This is a genomic window from Oceanipulchritudo coccoides, from assembly GCF_010500615.1.
In the GTDB taxonomy this organism is placed as follows: domain Bacteria; phylum Verrucomicrobiota; class Verrucomicrobiia; order Opitutales; family Oceanipulchritudinaceae; genus Oceanipulchritudo; species Oceanipulchritudo coccoides.
In genome coordinates this window covers 251268-274604 of the sequence record NZ_JAAGNX010000002.1, presented here as the reverse complement: position 1 = coordinate 274604, position 23337 = coordinate 251268, and the positions used below count along the sequence as shown (strand labels likewise).

Here is a 23337-nt window from a genome sequence, read left to right as displayed (position 1 = left end):
GAGCATCCAATTCCGGTTTACTGGAATTTCTCCGCCCGCTTGATCAGTTTATCCACGCCCTTTTCACTGGGATCAGCCGGCGTGCCGGGATGAATGCACCGACCGGTGCACTTTTCCGCCGCGCGGACAATATCCTTGAAGGGTCCACCCCGAGCATCCTTGACGAAGGCCTTCTTGTTGCCGTCGTACTCGAAGATCTTCGGGTTGATGTTCACACACTCATCGCAGGAAGTACACTCTGACTGGTCAATCCAAGCCGCTTCAAAGGCCCCGCCGGAAGCGGATCCATTTGTTGGGGCACCCTCCGCTGCTGGGGCTGCTGCGGTTGCTACCGGCATATCCACCAACTGTGCTGGAGAGCCGTTTCCGGCCAGCATTGCCATGAGGCCGGAAGCCAGCTTTTGGGCTGTCTCGCTGCGGACCTGGGAGGCAATTTGCTCGGGATCGATTTTCTTGGTCAGTCCGGCCAATCCCTTGAGGGTTTGCCAGAAGCCGAGGCGTTCTTCACAGGAACGGACCATTTCTTCAGCAACAAGGACCCGCATGAGGCGGTTCTTCTTGTCCACTGCCCATACGTATGGGAACTGCCCTTCGCGTTCTTCCTGGTCGAGCTCGAGGAACTCAGCCATCGGAACCATGTTCTCGTTCCATGTGTCCTGAGGGGCCTTGCGGAAGTGCTTCCGGAAGCGCGCTTCCTGAACCGCAAAGTCCGCGAAGGTCATCGGTAGTTCCATGGTCTGCTTGTTGCCGTCATCATCCTCGTATTCAAGGTTGTAGACAGGCCAGTCGCTTTCCAGGGACGGGTTACCTTCCAGATCGAAGCAGTCTTCCCATGAGTCGCCCGCATCAGGATCGAAGCGCATGACCGGGTAAGCCCGTGATTCAAGGGCCATCTTGCTGCGAATGTACGTGGCATCGTCCGAGACACCGTGCTCGGGTTGACAGACCGCGTAGATATTGAACATGGCCGGACGGCGAGTGTTCAGGCCGTCGATGAAACCTTCGATCAGGTGCGTGTAATTGGAGACGTTCCCCTGGAAAATGAAGGCTGTACGGTGCGCCGCACCGATGAGGCTCATTTCCTTGCGGCTTTCTTCCTTGCCCTTCCATGCGGCTCCATACGGTGCCATGTCGGAGACCTGGCCGATAAAGCCGGAGGTACAGGCTTGTCCACCCGTGTTCGAGTAAACCTGCGTGTCGAGAACGAAGATCTTCAATGGACGACCCGCCATAAGGGCGCGGGAAACATTCTGGAAGCCAATGTCAAACATCGCTCCGTCACCGCCCACGGCGACAACCGGCGGGCTCATCAGGTATTCCTCATCAGTGAATTGCTTCCAGTTGAAGAATGTGAGGGATGCTTCCTGTTCCGTGTAGGACTTGCCTTCAAGTTCGCCTTCAGCAAGGCGGATGGCCTTGAAGCCATCAGCCATTTTCCGCATGTGGCCTTCAAAAAGACCGAGGGAGACGGAAGGTGCATCCTGGAAGAGGTGATTGGACCACGGGAACGGATACGGATTGTACGGATAAGAAGACCCGTAGACAGAAGAACATCCGGTGGCATTCTGGAAGCCGAGGCTTGCCCGACCATTCTTCGTGGGACCTTCAACATAGCGCCACTTCAGATCCTTCAGCTTGGCCAGGAGATCACTGATCCACGCCAGCCAATCCTGATCAAGCGGTGAACCCGCTTTGCCCTTGTCCAGTTCCTGTGCGAGCTCGGAGAGCTTCAGGTCCTTGTCCTTGTGCGACGAGACAGCAGCCTTGACGGCGGCCAGGTCGCTGATGTCAACCGTGTCAGCCAGCTTGTTTTTCAGATGCTGCTCAAGCTTCGCGATGAGTTCATCAAGGTATTCAATGTGCTTCTTTACCCGGCGCTGCATCAGCGCGGTAATCGTGCTGGTGAAGATGTGCAGGACAGTCTTCTCGCCACAACCGGTACAGGCACCGTCACCACAGGCCATTGATGAGTAGACGGACTTGTCCATGAGCATTGTCTCAAGGGCGCCGATCTTCTCGTCGATGTCGTCGATCCGGATGAAGTCCGGTGGGGTGGTGGGCAGGTCCAGCCAGTAATCCCATTCCTTTTTGAGGCTGGTGACTGAATCCGTTGTCTGCGTCATGACCGTGAGCGCGTCATCATCACAGACATCCACACAGAGCATACAGCCCTTACAGGTGTACGGATTGATGGTGATGGCGTAGAGCCCGCCTGTGCCGGCCTGGCTCTTTTCACGCTGGTCGAAGTATGGCTTGGTCAGGGCAAACTTGAAATCGCCCATTTCCTCGCGGAACCATTTGAATTCTTCCTTGAGGGCTTCGGCATCCCCGTTTGCTTCCGCAATCGTCTCGTTGATGGCCTTTTCAAGCAGCGGACGCGTGTCTATGCTCGGAGCGTCGCCGGGTTTGGCGGAGGTACGGAGCTTCTTTTCCACGGTGCGAACCGCTTTCGGGAGAAGCTTCACTTCATGGCCGGCCTTCTGGACGCGTTTGATGGTCGTTTCGAAGGCGGAGGCAATCGGCACGGCCAATCCCGGGATGGCGCTGTCCGGACAAATCGTGAAACAGTCGCTGCAGGCGGTACATTTTTCAGGATTCCAAACCGGGTGGTTGAAGCGGATCTGCGTCATGTCGCGGTAAAGCCCGGTGTTCGCGGGGATCAAGCTCATGGCATTGAACGGATCGGCCAGGTTGTCGTTCGGACGACCACCCAGGTAGAAGCTACCGGTCTGTTCCCAGAACCGATGGATGTCGGTCTTCGGGTCATCACTCGGCATCATGCGCTTCAGCATAATGGGGAGGTTGGTCTTCTTCTCGACCTGTCCACCGCTCGGAGCGGCAACCGTCTTCGGATCAATAACTGTGATTTCGTCGAAGCCACGACGGACAACGCGCATGTTGTCCTCGACAACGCGTGCGCCCTTGCTGCCGAACTTCTTCGTTACCTGGTCGCGGATTGCCTTGAAGAGGGATTCCTCGTTCAGGTTGGCCTTGTCCATCAAGGTGGAGCCGGCGAAAAAGGCACCCTGGAACGCAATTCCCTGCATACGGAACTGGAGCTCCACGTCAGAGGCTTCCTCGCGGGCAATCTTGAAGGCATCGAGGTAACAAACCTTGATGTCGTTATCAATAATGTACTTACGTGCCTCAGGAGGGAAGGATTCCCAGACATCTTGCGGAGTTTCAAGATCGCTTTGGATGATGAAGACACCGCCCTTGATCAGCCCGAACAATGGATTTGAGTGGCTAAAGACATTGGGATCCGGTGAAAGCACCGCGTCGACAAAGTAGTATTCGCAGTTGATGCGGATGGGTTCCGGTGCTGCCGAGAGGTAGTAAGTCGTCGGCTGGCCCTTTTTCTCGGAACCGTATTTCGGATTGGCCTTGATGTCGTATCCGAGCAGGTCGTAGAGCGTGATGGCCAGGTTCTTACCGGTCGTGATCGCTCCCCAGCCACCGACAGAGTGCATCCGCACTGTGACCGCCCCGTCTGGAAGGAGGTTCGGGTTTTCACTGCCCTTGACGGCCAGTTCGCGGACGTTCGGGTAATACTCCTCGAGCTTCTGCTGGTAGATCTCGTTCTTCGGTGAAGACGGCTTATCGTGCAGGAAGTCGATGGACAAGTAATAGAAGCGTTTCTTTTTGCCCTTCGGCAGCATGTTTTCGACTGCCCCAACAACCCCTTCGGGCTGCAGGTCGCGGCTTCCCATGCCAAAGCAACCGGAATACAGGACCGGTGCGTCTCCCGGCTTCTTGTATGTGGCGTAAGTCGGGTAGGGGAGTTCCTCGCCTTTGCCAATCATGCCGTTTTCAATACACTTGCTGACGGTGGCGCGGATTTCGCGGATCAGTGGCAAGTCCTCCGCCAATGGCTGGTCTGTCCGTTCGAGAACGGCAACGCCCTTGCGGCCCTTCAGCAATCCACCCAAAAGGTCACCCGGGAATGGCCGGAACATGGTCATGTTCACCACGCCCACCTTGAGGCCGCGCTTTTCACGGAGGTAATCGGCAACCGCTTCCGCTGTCCCAATCACGCTTCCCATCCCGACAATGATGTATTCAGCATCGTCGCACTTGTAGGTGGCAACGCGCTTGTAATCCCGTCCGGTCAAGGCGCCGAATTCGGCCATGCAGGTGTCTGTGATATCCTTGATGTGATCAAAGAAGTAAGGCCTTTGCGCCGCTACGGACTGCATGTAAGCATCCTGATTCTGGACCGGGCCTGAAACAACCGGGTTATCAACGTCCCAGAGGATGGGAACACGACGGCGCTTTTCACCATACAGAATCTTCTGGGCCGGCGTCGGCGTATCGATCATGTCATCCGGAAGACCGAGGTATTCCTCAATCAGTTCCCGTTCGGGAACCGTGAGGGTCTCAATGAGGTGAGTCGTCAAAAATCCATCCTGGCCGACTGCGCCCGGCGTGAGGGAGATTTCGGCAATCTTGCGCGAGATGATATTTAAATCGGCTGCCTCCTGGGCACTTTTACCCATGACTTGGAAGAAGCCGGTATCATCCATCAGGTGATAATCGTCATGGCCAGCGTGCACATTGAGCGTGGTCTTGGTGATCGCGCGGCAACCAATGTTGAGGATATAGGGAAGGCGCTTACCAACAGCACCATACAGGGATTCGTGCATGTAGGCGATCCCCTGACCGGAGGAGAAATTGGATGCGCGCAGGCCACTCATGGACATCCCGGCGGTGACCCCGGCTGCAGCGTGTTCTCCTTCCGGTTCCACAAAGATGAGTGGACGGCCCGAGATATTGATGTGGCCCCGGGCGGTTTCCTCCGCCCAGTATTCACCCATCTGGGTCGACGGCGTGATCGGGTATGCCCCCGCCGCGTCGCTTGATTCCCGCTCACACATGATGACAGCGGTGTTACCGTCCATGGCCACCGGGATTCCCGGGTACTTTGCTTTTTTTGTTTCAGAAGCCATAATTCACTACATTTTTGGTGTTGATATTGTATAAAAGAGCTAAATTCAGGTGTGGTCGGGTTGTATTGGAAGAGGTTCCTTGCGGATGATCTTTTTCGCCGCTGAACCCTTCTGCGTCTGGCCTTTTTCATTCCAGACGATTGCGCCAGTCGGGCAGCGCTGGATTGCCAACGGGGTCGCCAGATTGTTTTTGGCGTAATCAATAACGGCCAGATTGTTTTTTATCTGTATGAGCCCTTCCGGCGCATCCGCGGCGCACCGGGCACATCCCGTGCAAGCCACTTCGCAGTCGGCAAGGGCCTCATCGCCTTCGGCAAGGCTTTTACAGGCGACCCATAGGCGGTGGCTGACGGGATGGAGCTCAAATAGATCGAGAGGGCAGGCCACAACACAGTCATTACAGGCCACGCACTTGTCTTCGTCGACAATCGGCAGGCCGAAGCGATTCATGTGAATGGCATCGAAGTCACAGGATTCCGCACAATCAGCGAGCCCCAGGCAGCCCCATGCACAAGCCTTGCCTCCACCACCGGCGGCAACGGCCGCTCGGCAGGAACCCATTCCCGCATACTCGGCCCGCATCTTGGCAACATGGTTTCCTCCTGCGCAGGCCAGACGGGCCACGACTTTCTCGGAGTTCCCCACTTCCACGCCCAGATAGGATCCAATGAATTCAGTCATCTCCTTCGGGCTAACGGTACAACTTCCGGGGTTGGCTTTCCCCGATACGCAGGATTCTGCAAATGCGCGGCAACCAGGACTGCCGCAAGCACCACAATTGGTCCCGGGGAGCATTTGCTCGACTTCGTCAATCCGGGGATCCTCATGCACGTGCAGCTTCTTGTTGGCGAAAGCCAGAACGCTTGCCAGAACAAGCCCCAAAACCCCCATGAAGATAACTGTACTCAAGAGGTATGTGGTCAGTTCGGTCATTTAGGGGGGCTTTCTTAAAATGTTACCGGTTAACTGTGAATGGGAAATCCGGATGTTTTGACCACCTTGCCCGTCTTTGAAACAAATAGGGCGTCGGCCTCTGGAATGGATTCAATGAGCTGCATCCCGCGGTCCATTCCGGTCAGGAAGAGCGCTGTCGAAAGGGCGTCGGCCTCCAGCGCAGTGGGGGCTACCACGGAAACGCTTGATAATTCCTGTGGGGAGCGCCCAGTTTGCGGATCCAGCAAATGATGGAATTCATAACCGGAACCAAAGCGGGTTTCATAGTCCCCCGAGGTAGCCAGGCACCGGCCGTTGAGCTGGGCCAGAGCCAGAAGGCTGCCTTCTTCGCGGGGATGCTTGATCCCGATGTTCCAATTGTCATGCTCGACGTGTCCTCCCACGGCATTCACCTCGCCGGTGTCGATCAGGGCGTGTTGAATGCCATGCTTCTGCAAAACTTTTCCCACCGCATCGGCAGCAAATCCCTGCGCGATTCCGTTCAAGGTGATTTCTGTTTCTTCGCCTTCCAGAGAGACAAACTCATCCCCCAGCTTTACACGTTTCCACCCAACCCGTTTCAGAACAGCGGCGATATCATCATCGCCAGGGCGGATTCCACGCTCGTTATGCTCAGCATATAATTTGTAGAGGGGCTGGACGGTAATATCAAAGGCACCGGATGTCTCGGCTGAAACCCGCTCGGCGGTCTTCAATACTTCAACAAGATATGGGTGTGGTGATTCCAGTTGCCCGGTGCGGTTTAGTTGGCAGATCTGGCTGTCGGAGCGATACAAGCTCATCACAGATTCCACGCGCTCCAACTCGGCAAATGCCTCCTCCAGCGCCACCTTGGCGCCCGTTTCGTCACCATGAAAAACAGTCAGCTTAACTTGTGTTCCAAGAGCCCATGAGCTTCGGCTTAAGCGGCTCAATCCACTTGTCCACGGTTTCCCGGATCCCGATACGGTTTTCCATCCGGCCCAGCCAACCAACGCGGCTGATCCTGCAAGCGATAGCATGAATTGACGACGTTTCATTCAGTAAAGTTTTATTAGGGGTTCGATGCTCGTTTTAGGGTCTCCTTGCGATCGCCTCAAGATGAAGTTTTTCAACAATTTGATAAATTAAAGTCTATTAGCTCGTCTAAACACAAAGGAAATTTCGTCAAGATTTACTTATACACACAAGAAGGATTTTCTTTCTGTGGTTTCTTGCCCCGCGAACCCCACATTCACACTTGCTTGACAAGGTCGGGAGAAGGGGGAATTTTTCGCACCTTTCGCAAACCGAAAATCAAAGGAATTCCATGGCAGTAAACAGGTTTTTAAAAGTAGCTCTGGCGTTGAGTGGGGCATTTTTCTGGGTATCCGCATCAACGGCGGAGTCCCCTCTCGAGGAAACAGTGAACACACTTGAAGAGTGGGTTGAGACGGAGCGTTTAATCAGCGACGTCAAGGCGGAGTGGGAGGCCAATAAATCCTCAATGGAGAATTTGATCTCTATATACACCCAAGAGATTGAGACCTTAACGGAGTTGATCGAGGCCGCGGAGAAGGACACCAGCGCTGCTGAGACACGCCGTGCCGACCTGACAGAACAGGACAAGGCGGTAAAAGAGTTTGAAGCCAAGGTTGTGGAAGGCCTGATCGCAGCCGAAACGGCGATGAAGGGATTGCAGGCCTTTTTGCCACCACCGCTCCAAGAGGAGTTAAATCCCCTGTTTTCAACCATACCCGAGGATCCCAAGGCGTCGAAGTTGTCTGTGGGTCAACGCATCCAGCCCATTGTGGCAATTTTGACTCAGGTGCAGAAATTCAACCAGGTAGTGACGGTGGTTGAAGGGTTTCGTGAATTTGAAGCTGGCCGGACAGTCCAGACCGAGAGCATCTATTTTGGACTCGGAGCCTCTTATTACGTCGACCAGGCAAATGAGCACGCTGGCGTGGGTGTGATGGGATCCGATGGTTGGGAGTGGAAGGATGACGACGAGCTTGTCTCAGCCGCCAGGAATTTCGTCGAGATCTACCGAGGCACCCAACAAGCCAAATATGTGGAACTTCCCGTTTCCGTAAATTAACGGATCCCCACTACCTTTAATCATTAAACCGGGACATTTTGTGAAATACCTATTCAGTATTATTTCTTTCCTACTCTCCTCTGTTATTGTTTTTGGAGCGACTCTATCCCAAGCCCAAGCGGGGGCTAAGGCCGATCTGGAAGACGCGCTCAGTCGTTATTCCGATCTGCAGGAATCGATCAAGGATGAGCAGATCCCCCTTGCCAGGGAGCTGAACGCCCTAAAGGCAGACCTTCGCGACAAGCGGCGCGCTGCTGAGCGCGCACAGCGCCTCAAGGACAACAGCACAGTGGATTTGAACGCCCTGCAGGTGCGTGTCGAGAAGCGCCAGGAGCAGCTTGATTACGTGGCCAATCTGGTGGCGGATTTTGGGGAGCGCTTTGAGCGCGATATCGCCCTGCCCGAGCAGCAGTTGTATTCGAATGAAATCGATAAATTCCGGGAAGCGGCAAATGTCTCCATTGGGGAGGATCAAATGGGCAAGGTGAAACGCCTCCTTGACCAGATATTCATCCTCCAGACCTCGATTGAGCGCTTTAAAAGTATTTCCGGTGGCCAGATATTTCCGGGCGAGGCGGTGGTCTCGAATGGTGAAGTGGAACAAGGCAAATTCCTCCTGATGGGCCCCACAACATACTATACGAGTGACTCGAGCGATGCGGCCGGAGTCGCCCTGAAGGCCGGTTTGCTGCCTCCGATCATCGGATTGAGCCCGGACCTCGACAATCAAATCAGCGCTACAATCACAGCCGGGAGCGGTCAACTGCCTGTCGACCCAACCCTGGGTAGTGCGTTGGCCATGGCCGCTCAAGAAGAGACTCTCTGGGAGCATATTCAAAAAGGGGGTATCTGGATCTGGCCGATTTTGTTCTTCGCCCTCTTGGCGACGCTCACAGCCCTCTTCAAGGTCTACGAAATTTACTCCGTCAAAATGCCGCGTGCAGGAGCCCTGCATGGCATCTTGAAGGCGCTGAACGAAGGCAATCGCGATGAGGCGATGAAACTCGCCAAAGCTGTCCAAGGACCTGCGCAGTCAATGCTTGTGGATGCCGTTGAGCACAGCGAGGAAAGCAAGGAGCTGATTGAGGAAGTCATGTACGAGCGCATGCTGGAGGTCCAGCCCCGGCTTGAACGGTTGCTTCCCTTTATCGCCGTAACCGCTGCAACGGCCCCGCTGATGGGTCTTCTTGGGACGGTTACCGGGATGATCAATACCTTCAAGTTGATTACCATTTTCGGGACAGGGGATGCCAAGCAGCTCTCCAGTGGTATTTCCGAAGCACTCGTGACAACTGAATTTGGCCTGATTGTGGCCATTCCCTCATTGATCATGCACGCCCTGTTGAACCGTCGCGCGCAAGGCGTCATGGCGAACATGGAACGGATGGCCGTTGCCTTCGTGAACGGGCTGGTCCGCAAAAACTAATCCGTCGGAGTCCGACCATTGAATAATTCCATCTGGGAACAGTTTCAGGCTGAGTTCATGACGATCCTCACAGACGGGGGTTCGCTCATGGTTCCGCTTACCTTGTTGGCCCTGACGATCTATTACACGGCTTTCAAGCTCTTCTATTTCTTTTCCGAGCACCATTTTTACAAAGTGAACCGGGATCGCTTGATTGGACTTGTTGAGAAGCCGAGTATCGCCAAAGACGAGCTGCGCCAAGTGCTGGATTACACCCAGAATGACGAGGTCAGTTCGGTGGATGAAGTGAGGGCCCGTTTTGCGGAGATATTCAGTTCCTACCTGTCTGAAATTGATAGCAAGCGGGCATTCCTCCTGATTTTGATTACGACAGCCCCTCTGATGGGATTGCTCGGAACCGTTATGGGCATGTTGACCACCTTCAGTGGTCTGGCGATCAGCTCGGGCGGAAGCACAGTGGACCAGATTGCCGCCGGTATCTCGGAAGCACTGATCACCACCCAGACCGGCCTGATCATTGCTATCCCAGCTTATGTCATGGCGACTTTGATACAAAAACGCCGGAATGAAATGGAGGCCTGCCTGACGACCATGGAGGCCCTGACCATCCAGCTATACGAAAAAAAACTTAACCTGAACGAGGAATCCGCATGAAGCGTAGACGCGTATTTTCTGCTAACCGGGGGGCCAGCGAGGATATTAACATATCTCCTCTGATCGATATGGTCTTTATCCTCCTTATCTTCTTTATCGTGACAACGGTCTTTGTTGAAGAAACGGGAGTTGAAGTCACCAAGCCACAGGCCGCCTCCCAGATCCAACTGGAGAAGAACAGTATCCTGATCGCCATCACCGCCAACAACAATGTGGTTTATGGGGGTCGTGATATCGGCGTAAACGGGGTTCGCAGTGTTGTGAAACGCCTTGTCCAGGACGATCCCAAGATGCCGGTAATCATTCAGGCGGATGAAAATGTTCCGACCCGGATTCTTGTCCGCGTCATTGATGAGGCAAAGCTCGCTGGTGCTAACTCCGTAAATATCTCGACTGAAGATTCCTGATGCCCCCCCGTTCAGACAGGCTAGTTGGCTACCAGGTGCAGAAATCCAACCGGTACGTGATCCGGATTGTTATTGCGACAATTCTGATGACACTGGCCATTTTGGCGATTCTGCCCTTTACTCAGGCCCTTTCCGGTGATCCCAGGGACAAAACCCTTCGCTCGGTGGATGTGGCCAATCTTCCTCCCCCGGAACCTCCTCCCCCGGAGCCACCACCGCCCGAGGAAGAAGAGGAACAGGAAGAAGAGCCTGAGCTGGAACAGCCTCCGGAGCTTCTTGACCTCAGCCAGCTTGAATCCGCCCTGAACCCCGGTCTCGGCGGTGCCGGAACTGCCGCCTTCGACCTGGATGCATTCTCCTCGGCGATCAACACCGGGGACGAGCTACAGATTTTCGACGTTATTGAACTCGACCGGACACCCAGGATGGTCAAGCGCGTCATGCCCCAGTATCCCACGGAGCTTCTGGCCCGGGGTGTGACCGGATCCGTCACGTTGATTATCATTATTGATCAAAAGGGCGAGGTCACGATTGAGAGCGTGAGCGACTGGCAGGGTAGCCGGACGTTCATTCAGCCCACCCGGCTGGCAATCACCCGTTGCCGTTTTGAAATACCCACCAAGGACGGAAAGCCCGTTCGCGCCCGCTACAAGATAACCATTCCCTTCCAACTCTAGGAATTGCCATCATGAAGAATCTAAAATTCTCCCTCATTTGCCTCCTTGGCACACTCCCATTCGGCCTTTCGGCACAACAAATGGTCCTTACCGAAGTCTGGAACGATCCCGGTTTTGTGAAGAGCTTTGCCGGGTCTTTTCTTCCCCTGACAGACCAGGAGCCGAAGATTACCGAAAAGGAAGCGGACTTGTTCAAGGAACTGGCAGACCTTCTGGCCATCAATCAATCGGTTCAGGCCACGGAAAAATTGGCCAGTGCGGTGCGCTCTGCCGCGGATCCCAGCACGGTTTCCGCCGCCCTTAACTATACCCTCGCGAACCTTTATCTTCAAAACGGACGCTACGCGGAGGCTTCCGGGCAATATCAAGAAGCTATCCGTAAATTCCCGAACTTCCGCCGCGCATACAAGAACCTCGGCCTGGCCCTTATCCAGAATGGTTCCTATGGCGAGGCTATCAAGGCCCTCGTGAAATCCATTGAAATGGGTGACGGGACTGGCGAGACATTCGGGCTACTCGCCTTCAGTTACTTGAATGAGGGTAACCCGGCAGCAGCTCTTGAAGGTTACAGGCAAGCTTCCCTGCTCAATCCGGATAATCGCGAATGGCGAATCGGAAAAGCGGAAGCATTGATGCGTACAGAGCGGTATGCAGAGGCCATTGCTGAGTTTAAACAGCTGATCGCTGAGCTTCCCGATCGTTTTGCCTTCTACACATCCATTGCCAATGCCTACCTTTCCTTGAATGAGGCCGAGACCGCGGGCTATTACCTTGAGGTCCTTCGCCGTCGAAAGGAAGCCAAGCCGGCTGCCTTGGGCTTACTTGGCGATATTTACGTGAATGGCGGACTCGCAAACCTCGCCCTGACTGCCTATCAGGATGCCCTCAAATCTGGTGGTTTTACAATCAACAAGAGCATCCGCGCCCTGAAAGCCTTTCTTCAGCGGGGCTTTTATGCAGAAGCAAAGGTCTTTCTCGCTGAAATGGAAGCGGTTCACAGCGCCAATCTCAGTGATGAGGAATCCCGCGAGGTTCTGAACCTGAAGGCCCAGCTTGCACTTGCAGAAGGTGAAAATGAAGAAGCCGCGGCAATCCTTGAGGATGTCCTCGACCAGGATCCCCTCAACGGGAATGCCCTTTCCCTTCTGGGAGACTACAACCAGAGCATCGGCGATGACGAATCGGCCATCTATTACTACGAGCGCGCCGTGCAACTCCCAGACTTCCAAAGGGAAGCACAGCTGCAACTGGCACGGATCTACGTCCGCCAGAAAGAATACGCCATGGCCATCCGCCAGCTCGAGGGAGCACTCGCAATGGAATACTCTGCCAATGTGCAGGATTTTCTTAATGCTGTGAAAGCGGTGTATAACCGCGCTTTATAGGTTTTTAGGGTCAAATACCTCAAAAGAGGCAGCGACGACCGCTATAAGAAAACGTTCAAAATAGTTGCTTTTTCCATTGGGGATCTGATAATCCCCGCTGTTCTTATCTGAATGTAAATCGTTCAGATTCCTATCAAACTACAATCACAACAAATGATGATGAAACATCTGACAAAAATTAATCCGTTTAGTAAGGCATGGCGCTATATGCTTGCTTTGCTTCTCTTGTCTTCTGTTTCCGCGTTCGCGCAGGATGCTACCGATGACGACGATCTGGAAGAAGTTGAAGGCTTCACAGTCGTTGGTTCGAACATCCAGCGCTTGGACTTGGAAACAGTTAATCCGGTGATCAATATCACCCGTGAAGCCCTGGACGCCACCGGTTTCTCGACAGCTGGGGATGCGATTCGCGCCCTTCCGATCGTCAGTGGTCAGAGCCTTGTCTCTGTTGACGCCGGTACCAGCTTCACTCCTGGTGTCAGCTCAGTGAATCTGCGCGGTCTCGGAAATAACAACACACTGGCCCTCTTGAATGGTCGCCGTGTTGCTCCGTTTGCCACGCCTGGTTTCAACGGCTTCCAGCAGGTTGTCGACCTTAACAGTATCCCGGCCTCAGCCATTGAAAGCATCCAGATCCTCAAGGACGGTGCTTCGGCTATTTATGGTTCGGACGCTGTTGCTGGTGTGCTTTCCGTCAACCTGACCAAGGAATATGACGGTTTGACCACAGAAGTTTCCTACGGGAACACCATGGAAACCGATAGTGCTGAATACGAAGTTTTTGTCATTGGTGGAGCTACCTCCGGCCGTGCAAGCCTCGTTTACACAATCGACTACAGCGAGCGCGAAGCAATCTTTGCCCGCGACCTTGACTGGACCAAGACAGCCGATGGTTCTTCCGTTGGTGGTTTCGACCAGCGCTCCTCGGCCAACGTTTCCGCCAATGTTCGCGGACTTGACCGTACAGCTTACCTGATCGACCCAAATGGTGATCCTGATGATGCAGCCAACCAGAAGTTCCCGAGCGGACGTGCTTCGCTGAAGGGCATTCCTCTGGCCAATGCACTCCCTGCTCTCCCTGGTCCTGACTTCATCCCGACCGTCGATGACTTCGAGGACGGAAACAAGTTCTACAACTACCAGGAAAGTGCCGGTATGTTCCCGAAGACTCGTGAATACGGCTTCTACACACGTTTGTCCTACGCTATCTCCGATACACTCGACGCATACGTGGAAACCAGTTTCCGCCGCATTGAGTCCATCATTGACGCAGCTGCCACTCCGGCATTCTTCTTCAATGAAAACGGTGACGGCAATGGCGGTGTCATGATTCTCCCAGCTACCAATCCGTACAACCCGTTTGGTGTTGATCTCGGAAATGTCCGCTGGCGTATTCTCGACGCGGGTAACCGTGTCAATGACATCCAAGGCGACACACCTCGTATCGTTGCTGGTTTGAGCGGGGATCTCCCGATCGAAACCTGGACATTTGATTCGGCTGTTCTCTTCACGGAATCCGAAATCACAAACACCAATCCTGGTGCCGTATTTGACCGTCAGCTCCAAGACGCCCTCAACGGTGTCACGATTGATGGTGAATTGTACTATGCCAACCCGTTTGGCCGTAACGAAACAGCCGTTTTGGATTACATTCGTGGAACCAATCCTGTTGTCGACAGCTTCGAGCTCTGGTCATATGACTTCAAGGGACAGGGCGACCTGGTTGACCTTGGTGACATGGGCATTGTCAAGGCTGCCTTCGGTTTGGAATACCGCTATGAAGAATTAGCCTCCGTTCGTACGATCGCCAATGAATCCGGCCAGATCACGAGTGGTAGTGAAGGTTCCAGCGTCTTCGGTGACCGTGATATCAAGTCCCTCTACGGTGAGTTGAGCATTCCGGTTTTCGAATTGGCTGAAGTTCAGCTGGCTGCCCGTTATGAAGACTACTCTGATTTCGGTGACACCACCAAGCCAAAGATTGGTGCGAAGCTCACTCCGATCGACGGTCTCCTCTTGCGCGTAGCTTATGGTGAGAGTTTCCGTGCTCCTGACCTTCCCTTCCTTTACAGCTCGGGCAGTGTCAGCTTCACCTCACAGTTCCTGAATGACCCGCTGCGCCCGCAGGATTCCCCCACTCAGATCAAGACGATCGGTGGCGGTAATGCCGGCCTCCAGCCCGAAGAAACTGACAGCTACTATGCTGGCGTGGTTCTCGATATGGGCAAGTTCATCGACGTGCTCGATGGCCTTTCACTCGAGGTTGACTACTGGCGCTTCAAGCAGACAGACGTGATTTCACGCCTGAGTGCAACTCAGATTGTTGCTGGTTCTGGCGATCCTTTCTGGGATGCCTTCATCACCCGTCTTCCCCCGGATCCGGGAGAGACTGTTGGTGTGATCCAGTCTGTCTCCACACAGTGGCAGAATCTTGAAGCACAGGACACAGATGGTTTCGACATTGCTGTCCAGTACGTACTCAACACTGACGACATGGGTGAATTCCGCTTCAAAGTGGAAGCCACTTACGTCAACAGCTTCGAGTACACCGATTCGAATGGTGATACCTTCGAATTCGCTGGCACATGGACGCAGCCTGAGTGGCGTACAAATGCTACGATCGCATGGCGTCGTGGTGACTGGGCCGCTTCCTTGTTCATCGACTATGTTGGTGAATACGACGGTCTGTACGGCGACGTGGTCAAGTCCTACTGGCGCTTCAACCCGCAGGTTTCCTTCAGCGGATTGTACGACACCTCCGTTACTGTTGGTGTACGTAACGTCTTCAATGAAGAGCCTCCGGTTGACATTGCTGACACGACTACACGTGCAATCGGTGTTCACAACATCGAACCAACCTTCCTCTACGTCCGCGTTTCCAAGGATTGGTAGATTAAAGGTTATCTGATTTAAACAATGGGGCCGCAGCTTTTCAGTTGCGGCCCCTTTTTTTTATTCTCAAATAGTCCCCATGAAACAAATTCTTGCTTTGATTCTTACGGTTATGCTTCCCATGGGCTTGTTGGCTTCTTTCGACCTGAAGGATGAGCTCGGCAGGAAGACATTTGAGGCCAGCGGCCTGGACAAGCTGTCGAAGGAAGAGCTGGCGACATTAAATGCCGCTGTATCCGGTCTTCTGGGCAAGCAGGAGGAGGTTCTGCGGGCTGAGAACAGCCTTCCGCAGGGGGAGGACCGCTTTGGTCTGGAAACAGTCAAATCGCGCGTGAGAGACCTTTTTCAGGCCAGTGGCCCAGAGACAATTGAGAGCTCAATATCAGGTGAGTTCAGTGGATGGAGCGGAAAGACACTCTTCAAGCTCGACAACGGCCAAGTCTGGCGCCAGACGAACGCCAAGACCTTTGTTGTTAAGGTGAATGATCCGAAGGTCTTTATTCGCCGGGGTGTCTTTGGGGGCTACTTATTGAAGATAGAGGGCTACAACAGCAGCGTTAAAGTTGAACGCATCAAGTAGCGGCTGAAATCCTCAAGGTTCCGGGGAATCCATTTCCTCAAACCAGTCAAGGGCCAAGGGGATGTGTTCCTTGTGGAGGACGTGTTTGCCGGGGTAGGTCTTTAAGCGTAGATTTTTAAAATTTGATCGCTTTAGGGATTTAAGGACTTTTTCCGACTGTCTGACCGTGGAAATCCGATCGGCTAGACCCGTACTCAGGAAAATCGGGATTTGGCGGAACAGATCCTTGTCGGGCGAGAGTTTTTTCATAGCCGTGGTCGCAAGATCCTGATTACACCCACCCATAAAGAACCCAATGAGTCGGTACCCTTCACGCTGGAGATAAGCTCCTGTAATGGCGGCGTTTTTTGCACCACCGGAGAAGCCGGCGACAGCAACGGGCCAGCCGGTACTGTTAGGGAACAATTCGGCCAACTTCCTCATGGCGGCGACCGTGACAGCCCGGCGATAGGCCTTTGTATCACGGGCCGGGTGGGGGTCTGCCCATCCCGTGACCACGACCCAGTTTTTTGCAATGGCCGCAGGCCAATACAAGTCCATTTCCTTGATATTGCTGCGATAGCGGTTACCGGTCACGCAGGTGACAAGGACAGGATATGCCCGGTCGGGATCAAACCCTTCCGGGATGGCAATGGCGCAATCCGCAACCTCGTAGCCCGACAAACCGCTGCTCTCGATCCAGCTGATCTCCCTTTCCTCAAGGGGAATGGGGTAAACATGCTTTGAGCCTGGATAGACCGTACTCTCCCCGGCACCAAGATTGAATATGCAGAGGAGTAAAGTGCTGGAGAGGGCCAGACCCATGTTGGTGGATTTAATCAATCAGTCCCCACTTTTTGCGGAATGGCATCAGAAAGGAATCTATCTCGCTATAGACCCTGATACGCAGTTCGGGGTTTTCGAGAGAATGCATTTCGTCGGCATCAAAGACTTTTGTGTATGGATGATGAAGCCTGTCCAACGCGTTGACCAGCATCCTTGATTGCTCGATGTCGACATTATAGTCCCGCACCCCATGATAGATGAACACGGGTCCCTTAATGTCATCGATGTGAGTGATCGGGCTCCATTCCCTGAGGTAGGCCTTCCCTTCCGGATCCTTTGGATCATAGAATTTCTCCGACCAGTAATCGTAGGCCTCTTCGCGATTCCACTGCAGGTACGTCAGGATTGCTTCGTTGAGATCGACCACCCCGAAGAGGTTGATGCCAAACTTGATCAGATCGGGGCTCTTGACCAGACAGAGCATGGTCTTGTATCCGCCCCAGCTGGCCCCGGCGATTCCGACGCGATCCGGATGGGCATACCCTTGGTCAATGGCCCATTGAGCCGCTTCAATGGTATCCAGATACATCCGTTCGATGTTTTGCTTATGATCATTGAAGAACTTTGATCCAAAGCCTGTGGAGCCACGGAAATTGACCTGCAAGACGGCGAACCCGCGGTTCGCATAAAACTGGGGTTCATTATCGAAATACCACTGCAAGCGCCAGGTATCCCGGGCCCACGGTCCCCCGTGTGGATTTAAAATAAGCGGGACAGGATTTCCCGCCTGAAAATCCAATGGCAAGGTGAGGTATCCATGGACCGTTTCTCCATCACTGGCAGTGAATGAAATCGGTAGCTTCCTGCTGGCCTTTGAGGGATCCAGCCAGGGAGCGATATTGGTCAACTCGGAAAGCTTAAATCCATTCAGGTCAAGCAGGTAGTAGGTCGGCATGATGCGGTCTGAACTCGAAACAATCAGCAACTTGCCTCCTTGTTCGTCGGTCTGGAGGATTTCATTGAAGGTGTTTGGCAAAGCCGAATCGATCATAGCCTGGAGCTTCTTGTGCTGCTCATCAAAATACACGGCCTTGGGCTTTTCAGCCTCGTAGACGATACCTACACCCCTGTCCTGTTTTTTGATCTCGGTAATCAAATTATCGACGTTCACATCGAATTCGGGATCTTCATAAACAAGCTCTGAGGTGAGGTCCTTCCAGTTAAATCGCAGGATAACAGTCCGGTCACGGTCGAGATTTGTTTGCACCAGAAAAGTGTCCCTATCCGGGGAGAAATCCAAGGGCAGCCAGTCCGCATCTGTTTCCGGCAGTTCGGTCAGCACTTCCCATTTGTCAGTTTCCGGATGCAGGAAATGGACAGTTGTCTTGCCAACAAGTTCCGTTTCAAAGCCAAATCTAACATTATCATTGATGTCTGTGGTGAAATAGCGCGCATTGACCGTGTTGAGGACGACCCGCTTCTCACGGCCGTTATTGATGTCCATGGAATAAATGTCCGGATGGGTACGCGAACGTTTTCCAATGGAAAGTAGGATGCGCTTTTCTGAATCAGGGTCAGGGCCAATGTATTGTGGAATGGCAACGTTGTAATTGGCCTTCGTATCATCGCCACCCGGCGGAACGACCAGTACCCGGCCCTTTTTGCCGTTTTTGTTGACCGCAAAGATTCCTCCGGTCCGCTCAAGTTTCGTGTCCGTGACCTTGTCGGTCATATAGATGAGCCGGTCATTGTTTATCCAATAGTATCGCGAGATGTCCTGCTTTTCCAGCGTGATGATCTCGGGCTTGTTCGTCGCCAGCTCGATCACGGCCAGGTTCATGATGTCATTGTAACGGACGAGGACGGCGATATGCGTCCCATCCGGGGATAACTTGACTGAACGGAAGGTCGGATCCTTGAAGAAATACTCAACCGGTAAATCTTCAGCATGCAAAGCAACAGAGCCCAAAAGGAGCACAAGGAGGGGGAACAACTTTTTTAATATCATATGAATCAGAATGAAAATGAACACTGGAACCTGTCACAATAAAACCGGAATTTCATTAGTGAACAGACATACTGTGCTATGGCCGCAATTTCCTTCAGTCAAGAGGAAGAAGGCTTCGGATATTATTTAAGCAGTTGGTGAGATAATCAGGCCCACGCCAAGGGGACCGCTCTGAATTCAGTATTGACATTTCCCTAAAATCCAACACGTGTTAGATTTTATGCCTGAACCAACCCCGAAAGCCGACACAAGCGCCAGTACCGTTCAAGGAACGGCTGGGTTGGCGCGTCATCTGGGGGTCTCACGGTGGACCATCTCGCGAGTATTAAACGGCCACGACGGGGTGAAGGAGGAGACCCGGAAGCGTGTCCTGGCGGCGGTTGAGGATCTTGGATTTGAGCCGAACAAGCTGGCGCGGGGCTTGCGCGGAGTGCCCAGCGGTTTGGTGGGGGTGAGTTTTCCACATCTTGAGGCAATGGTGTTGGCGGCCAAGAGCCAGGTAATCCAACAGGAGTTGAAGAAGGCTGGATACCGGGCGATGTTTGAAATGCCGGAGGGGGATCCCGATGTCGAAGAAGCTGTTGTGCGGCACTTTTTATCCATCAATGTCGATGGAATTGTCCTGATTGGATCGACGCTTGAGGTGGACTCGCCGGTTTTCAAGGAAGTGAAGGAGCGGGGAGTGGGGATTGTCGCGGTGGACCCTCGCCATGCGCTACCGATTCCCCGGGTAAGTTTGGACCGCGGGAAAGCGATGGAAATCAAGCTCCGTCATCTGCATGAACTCGGGCACAAGAAGATTGCTGTTCTTGGATTGAGCAGTGACGACATGTACCAGGGTATCCGGAAACGCGGCCTTCGGCGGGCAGCTGGAAATCTGGGTCTCGATTTCAAGAAGGACCTGCAGTTTATCGATGAACCTGGATACGATCAGCAGAACTATAAATTTGGATCCCTGTTGGCGAGGAAGGTTCTTGAAATGGGAAAAGGCGGCCCAACAGCCCTGTTTTGTCTCAATGACCGGATTGCCATTGGAGCGATGAGAGGACTTCAGGAGGCAGGAAAAAAGATTCCCCAGGACTACTCAATAATCGGCTTGGACAACCTTCCCGAGACAGCCTGGACCAATCCCCCGCTGACAACCGTGGATCAGAACATCGGCAAGCTCATGGAAAAAGGACAAAAAGCGCTTTGGACAAGGGATAAATCACTCAAGCCGCCCCATTATAAAGTAGAACCTATTTTAGTTGTGCGGAAGTCAACCGGCCCATGCTGAGTCAAATACCGCTGATCAACCAATAAAGACACCCACTTCATCAAATCGGATATGACTACTCGAATATTATTAACAACGACCTCCTTCCAGGACACACCCGGATCACATCACGATCTTCTCAAGGAAACCGGGTGGGAAATCATCACGGCGCGCGGGCCCTTGAATGAAGAAGACACGCTGGCGCTGGTCGGCGATGTGGATGGATATATTTGTGGAGACGACGCCATCTCCCGCAAAGTTATTGAGAAAGCCCGTCCCCGCCTTCGCGTCTTGAGTAAATACGGAATCGGGGTGGACAAGATTGACGTGGAAGCAGCGACCGAGATGGGAATTCCGGTGTGTTTCACTCCCGGAGTCAACCACACGACGGTTGCGGAGCACTGCTTTACGTTGCTTTTAGCGCTTTATAAAAACCTCATTGCTGAAGTCGACATCACCCGCGAGGGAAAATGGAAGCGCTTGATTGGCCATGAAATAATGGGTAAGCGCATCGGGATTGTCGGACTTGGCCGAATTGGCAAGGAAGTCGCCGTACGGGCCAAGGCCTTCGGGTTGGAGTTGGTTGGGCACGACTTGTATTGGCCGGAGGCATTCGCTGATGAGTACGGAATCACCAAGGCTCAATCACTCGAGGAATTGTTAGAGACCTGCGACATCATCTCGCTGCATACAAATCTCACGGAGGAAACCCGCGACATGATTAGTTCGCAGAGTCTAGCCCGGATGAAGGACGGAGTTGTTATCATCAACTGCGCCCGGGGTGAGCTGGTCAGCACCAGTGCCATGGTTCAGGCACTCAAATCAGGCAAGGTGGGAGGCTATGGCACCGATGTCCTGGATGAAGAGCCACCTGCTGCAGACCATCCCCTGTTAAAGGAGCCCAACTGCATTGTGACTCCCCATATTGGGAGCCGTACCTATGAAAGTGTTGTTCGTCAGGCAACGGCCTCGGTCAAGAATCTTATCCTGGCAATGAACGGCGAGAAGCCGTTGGCACAGGTCAACAAGTTGGACGAGGGACAAGGATCTTAAGATAAAGAAATGCAATTGTAGCGAGCGGGTTTATCCCGAGATGAAAACAGGATTATCATGACAGAAAAATTTTATGTAGTAGAAGAACCAAAGCACAATGCACTGGTTAAGGCTGCTTATCTGCATCGTGGATTTAATGAGGCGGAGGCAGATGCTGCAGCGCGGTTTTCGGCCTATGCCTCCAAGCACGGAGTGCGCACGCACAATGCCCTGAAAGCGCTTCATCTCGATCATCTTTTTGGAAGCGGATCACAGGGCTGCCAACCGGCATCCGAAATTGAGAAGCTGGAGAGCCGGTTCACGTCGGCACAAGTCTGGAATGCCAACCGAAAGCTCGGACAGGCCGTGGCCTATGAAGCAATGGAGGCGTGTATTGAGATGGCCGACAAGACGGGAGTAGGGATTGTCAGCGTGGACAATGCCTTTCACTACCTTTGGGGTGGGGGCTATGTAATGGATGCCGCCAAGCGTGGATATATCGCCTATACAAACTGTACAGCCGCATTGGCGGAAGTTGTTCCCTTCAAAGGCAAATTCCCAACACTTGGGACGAATCCTCACAGTTGGGGCTTTCCAACGACGGAAGCCGTTGGTTTTCCGGTTGTCATTGATTGGGCAACCTCAGTTGTAGCGATGGGGCGGGTACAGCAGTTTGCCAGGGAAGGGATGCCCCTTCCACCTGACGCGGCGGTTGATGAGAATGGCCATCCAACCACGGATGCCAGAGAAGCAAAGTACCTGCTCCCCTTTGGGGCACACAAGGGATACGGTCTGAGCTTGGTTAATGAACTAGTCGGAGCGCTCATTGGGGGCGGCTTGCCAACGGTGCGGAGCCGTTGGGCCGATGACGGTGAGAAGCATGCGCCTTGTTTCTATTTCCAGGTTATCCATCCCGATGCGGTGAGTGGAGGAGCCTTTGCGGGAGGAAAATCCCAAGCTGAAAACTTGAAGGATGTCATAGCGGACATTCTGGGCCACGGGAACGAAAGCTGTCTCCTGCCCGGTCAAATTGAAGCCGAGGCAGCAAAGCGCTCGGAGAAAAATGGAGGCCTGCTCTTTTCTGAAAAGGAGATCGAGGGCTTTAACGCGTTGGCGGCCGAGTGTGGTGTCCAACAATGGGAGATAAATTCCTTCAAAACAGCTCAATAACATTTTCTACCTGAAATTTAAACACACCGACAAATGAAAATCCGAAATAAAGAAGACTGTACATATGATTGCATTTCCCTTGGGGAAGTCATGCTCCGGCTTGATCCGGGAGAGGGACGTGTGCGCACAGCACGTTCCTTTCAGGCGTGGGAAGGCGGAGGAGAATACAATGTCACCCGCGGCCTTCGCCGTTGCTTCGGTTTGAACACGGCAGTCGTCACCGCCTTCGCCGACAACGAGGTTGGGCGCCTGATTGAGGACTTTATTCTTCAGGGCGGAGTGGATACCCGTTACATCCAATGGAAGGAGTATGACGGAATTGGGCGCAATGTCCGCAATGGATTGAATTTCACAGAGCGTGGATTTGGAATTCGTGGCGCAGTCGGTGTGCCGGACAGAGGAACAACAGCGGCCTCCCAATTGAAACCCGGCGATATCGACTGGGAAGAAATCTTTGGCCGTCGGGGAGCACGCTGGTTTCATACGGGAGGAATCTACGCAGCTTTGAGCGAAACAGCAGCTGAGGTAACCATTGAGGCGGTCAAGGCTGCCCAGAAGCATGGAACAATTGTCAGCTATGACCTGAATTACCGTCCATCCCTTTGGAAAACAATTGGCGGCTTGAAGAAAGCCCAGGAGGTAAACCGGGAAATCGCGAAGTACGTTGATGTCATGATTGGCAATGAAGAGGACTTTACGGCGAGCCTTGGATTTGAAGTGGAAGGCGTGGATGAAAACCTCTCAGAACTTCCAATTGAGAGTTTCAAGAACATGATTAACAACGCGACCAAAGCCTTCCCTAACTTCAAGGCGACAGCAACGACGCTACGCGCGGTCAAGACCGCGACGGTGAATGACTGGGGGGCCATGGCGTGGATGGACGGAAAATTCTACGAGAGTCGTGAGTATCCGGCCCTTGAAATCCTGGATCGTGTGGGAGGTGGGGACAGCTTTGCCTCCGGATTCATTTATGGATTGATGGTCAAAGGCGATCCGCAGGCCGCCGTGGAATATGGAGCGGCGCATGGTGCCCTCGCCATGACAACACCCGGAGACACGACAATGGCCACACTGAAGGAGGTGGAGAAAGTCGTGAGTGGCGGAGGAGCGCGAGTTGTTCGGTAGAT

At 53.5% G+C, this 23337-nt stretch carries 17 protein-coding genes; 12 read left to right on the top strand and 5 right to left on the bottom strand.

The features are described 5' to 3' along the window. Positions 1 to 17: 17 nt before the first annotated feature. Genes G0Q06_RS06780 through G0Q06_RS06770 form a run of 3 tightly spaced genes read right to left on the bottom strand, consistent with a single transcriptional unit; the run spans position 18 to position 6919 of the window. Positions 18 to 4946 carry a 2-oxoacid:acceptor oxidoreductase family protein gene (locus G0Q06_RS06780; protein ID WP_163963793.1) on the bottom strand — a complete coding sequence of 1643 codons (4929 nt, stop codon included), beginning with the start codon at positions 4944 to 4946 and terminating at the stop codon, positions 18 to 20. 45 nt (positions 4947 to 4991) lie between these two features. Further along, a complete protein-coding gene (locus G0Q06_RS06775) occupies positions 4992 to 5879 on the bottom strand; it encodes an RnfABCDGE type electron transport complex subunit B (protein WP_238710381.1) in 888 nt (295 codons plus the stop codon). A 29-nt stretch (positions 5880 to 5908) separates the two neighbouring features. Continuing rightward, complete coding sequence (locus G0Q06_RS06770; protein WP_163963791.1) at positions 5909 to 6919, bottom strand: FAD:protein FMN transferase; 1011 nt, start codon at positions 6917 to 6919, stop codon at positions 5909 to 5911. A gap of 269 nt (positions 6920 to 7188) precedes the next feature. Here G0Q06_RS06770 and G0Q06_RS06765 point away from each other — a divergent pair, with 269 nt between their 5' ends. The 8 genes from G0Q06_RS06765 to G0Q06_RS06730 all read left to right on the top strand — a co-directional run bounded on the left by G0Q06_RS06765 (position 7189) and on the right by G0Q06_RS06730 (position 15980). Then, positions 7189 to 7959 (top strand): DUF3450 family protein, encoded by a 771-nt coding sequence (locus G0Q06_RS06765; protein ID WP_163963789.1) that lies wholly within the window; start codon positions 7189 to 7191, stop codon positions 7957 to 7959. Positions 7960 to 7999: 40 nt separating this feature from the next. Then, positions 8000 to 9385, top strand: a complete 1386-nt coding sequence (locus G0Q06_RS14685; RefSeq protein ID WP_163963787.1) for a MotA/TolQ/ExbB proton channel family protein — start codon at positions 8000 to 8002, stop codon at positions 9383 to 9385. An 18-nt stretch (positions 9386 to 9403) separates the two neighbouring features. After that, positions 9404 to 10039, top strand: a complete 636-nt coding sequence (locus tag G0Q06_RS06755; protein WP_163963786.1) for a MotA/TolQ/ExbB proton channel family protein — start codon at positions 9404 to 9406, stop codon at positions 10037 to 10039. Next, positions 10036 to 10446, top strand: coding sequence for an ExbD/TolR family protein (locus G0Q06_RS06750; protein WP_163963784.1), 411 nt, complete (start codon positions 10036 to 10038; stop codon positions 10444 to 10446). Before G0Q06_RS06755 ends, G0Q06_RS06750 begins: the two co-directional genes overlap by 4 nt. Beyond that, entirely contained in the window at positions 10446 to 11123 is a 678-nt protein-coding gene (locus G0Q06_RS06745; RefSeq protein ID WP_163963782.1) for an energy transducer TonB, read from the top strand. Before G0Q06_RS06750 ends, G0Q06_RS06745 begins: the two co-directional genes overlap by 1 nt. A gap of 11 nt (positions 11124 to 11134) precedes the next feature. Next, a complete protein-coding gene (locus G0Q06_RS06740; protein ID WP_163963780.1) occupies positions 11135 to 12508 on the top strand; it encodes a tetratricopeptide repeat protein in 1374 nt (457 codons plus the stop codon). A 153-nt stretch (positions 12509 to 12661) separates the two neighbouring features. Then, complete coding sequence (locus G0Q06_RS06735; protein WP_163963778.1) at positions 12662 to 15400, top strand: TonB-dependent receptor domain-containing protein; 2739 nt, start codon at positions 12662 to 12664, stop codon at positions 15398 to 15400. A 79-nt stretch (positions 15401 to 15479) separates the two neighbouring features. Further along, positions 15480 to 15980 carry a hypothetical protein gene (locus G0Q06_RS06730; RefSeq protein WP_163963776.1) on the top strand — a complete coding sequence of 167 codons (501 nt, stop codon included), beginning with the start codon at positions 15480 to 15482 and terminating at the stop codon, positions 15978 to 15980. Between the two features lie 12 nt (positions 15981 to 15992). On the opposite strand, the gene G0Q06_RS06725 is transcribed toward G0Q06_RS06730, so the two are convergent. Together G0Q06_RS06725 and G0Q06_RS06720 are read right to left on the bottom strand one after the other, a co-directional pair. Then, positions 15993 to 16802: an alpha/beta hydrolase gene (locus G0Q06_RS06725; RefSeq protein WP_163963775.1), complete on the bottom strand. Its 810-nt coding sequence runs from the start codon at positions 16800 to 16802 to the stop codon at positions 15993 to 15995. After that, entirely contained in the window at positions 16795 to 18753 is a 1959-nt protein-coding gene (locus G0Q06_RS06720) for a S9 family peptidase (protein ID WP_163963773.1), read from the bottom strand. The genes G0Q06_RS06725 and G0Q06_RS06720 overlap by 8 nt, the downstream gene beginning before the upstream one ends. 220 nt (positions 18754 to 18973) lie before the next feature. Between G0Q06_RS06720 and G0Q06_RS06715 the strand changes: the two genes are divergently transcribed. Genes G0Q06_RS06715 through G0Q06_RS06700 form a run of 4 tightly spaced genes read left to right on the top strand, consistent with a single transcriptional unit; the run spans position 18974 to position 23335 of the window. Then, positions 18974 to 20029 carry a LacI family DNA-binding transcriptional regulator gene (locus G0Q06_RS06715; RefSeq protein WP_163963771.1) on the top strand — a complete coding sequence of 352 codons (1056 nt, stop codon included), beginning with the start codon at positions 18974 to 18976 and terminating at the stop codon, positions 20027 to 20029. 51 nt (positions 20030 to 20080) lie between these two features. Beyond that, on the top strand, positions 20081 to 21061 hold the full coding sequence (locus G0Q06_RS06710) for a phosphoglycerate dehydrogenase (protein WP_163963769.1): 981 nt from the start codon (positions 20081 to 20083) through the stop codon (positions 21059 to 21061). 57 nt (positions 21062 to 21118) lie between these two features. Then, the gene (locus G0Q06_RS06705; RefSeq protein WP_163963767.1) at positions 21119 to 22210 is read left to right on the top strand and encodes an Ldh family oxidoreductase; all 1092 of its coding nucleotides are present in this window, start codon (positions 21119 to 21121) and stop codon (positions 22208 to 22210) included. A 33-nt stretch (positions 22211 to 22243) separates the two neighbouring features. Further along, on the top strand, positions 22244 to 23335 hold the full coding sequence (locus G0Q06_RS06700; RefSeq protein ID WP_163963765.1) for a sugar kinase: 1092 nt from the start codon (positions 22244 to 22246) through the stop codon (positions 23333 to 23335). The last annotated feature ends 2 nt before the right edge of the window (positions 23336 to 23337 follow it).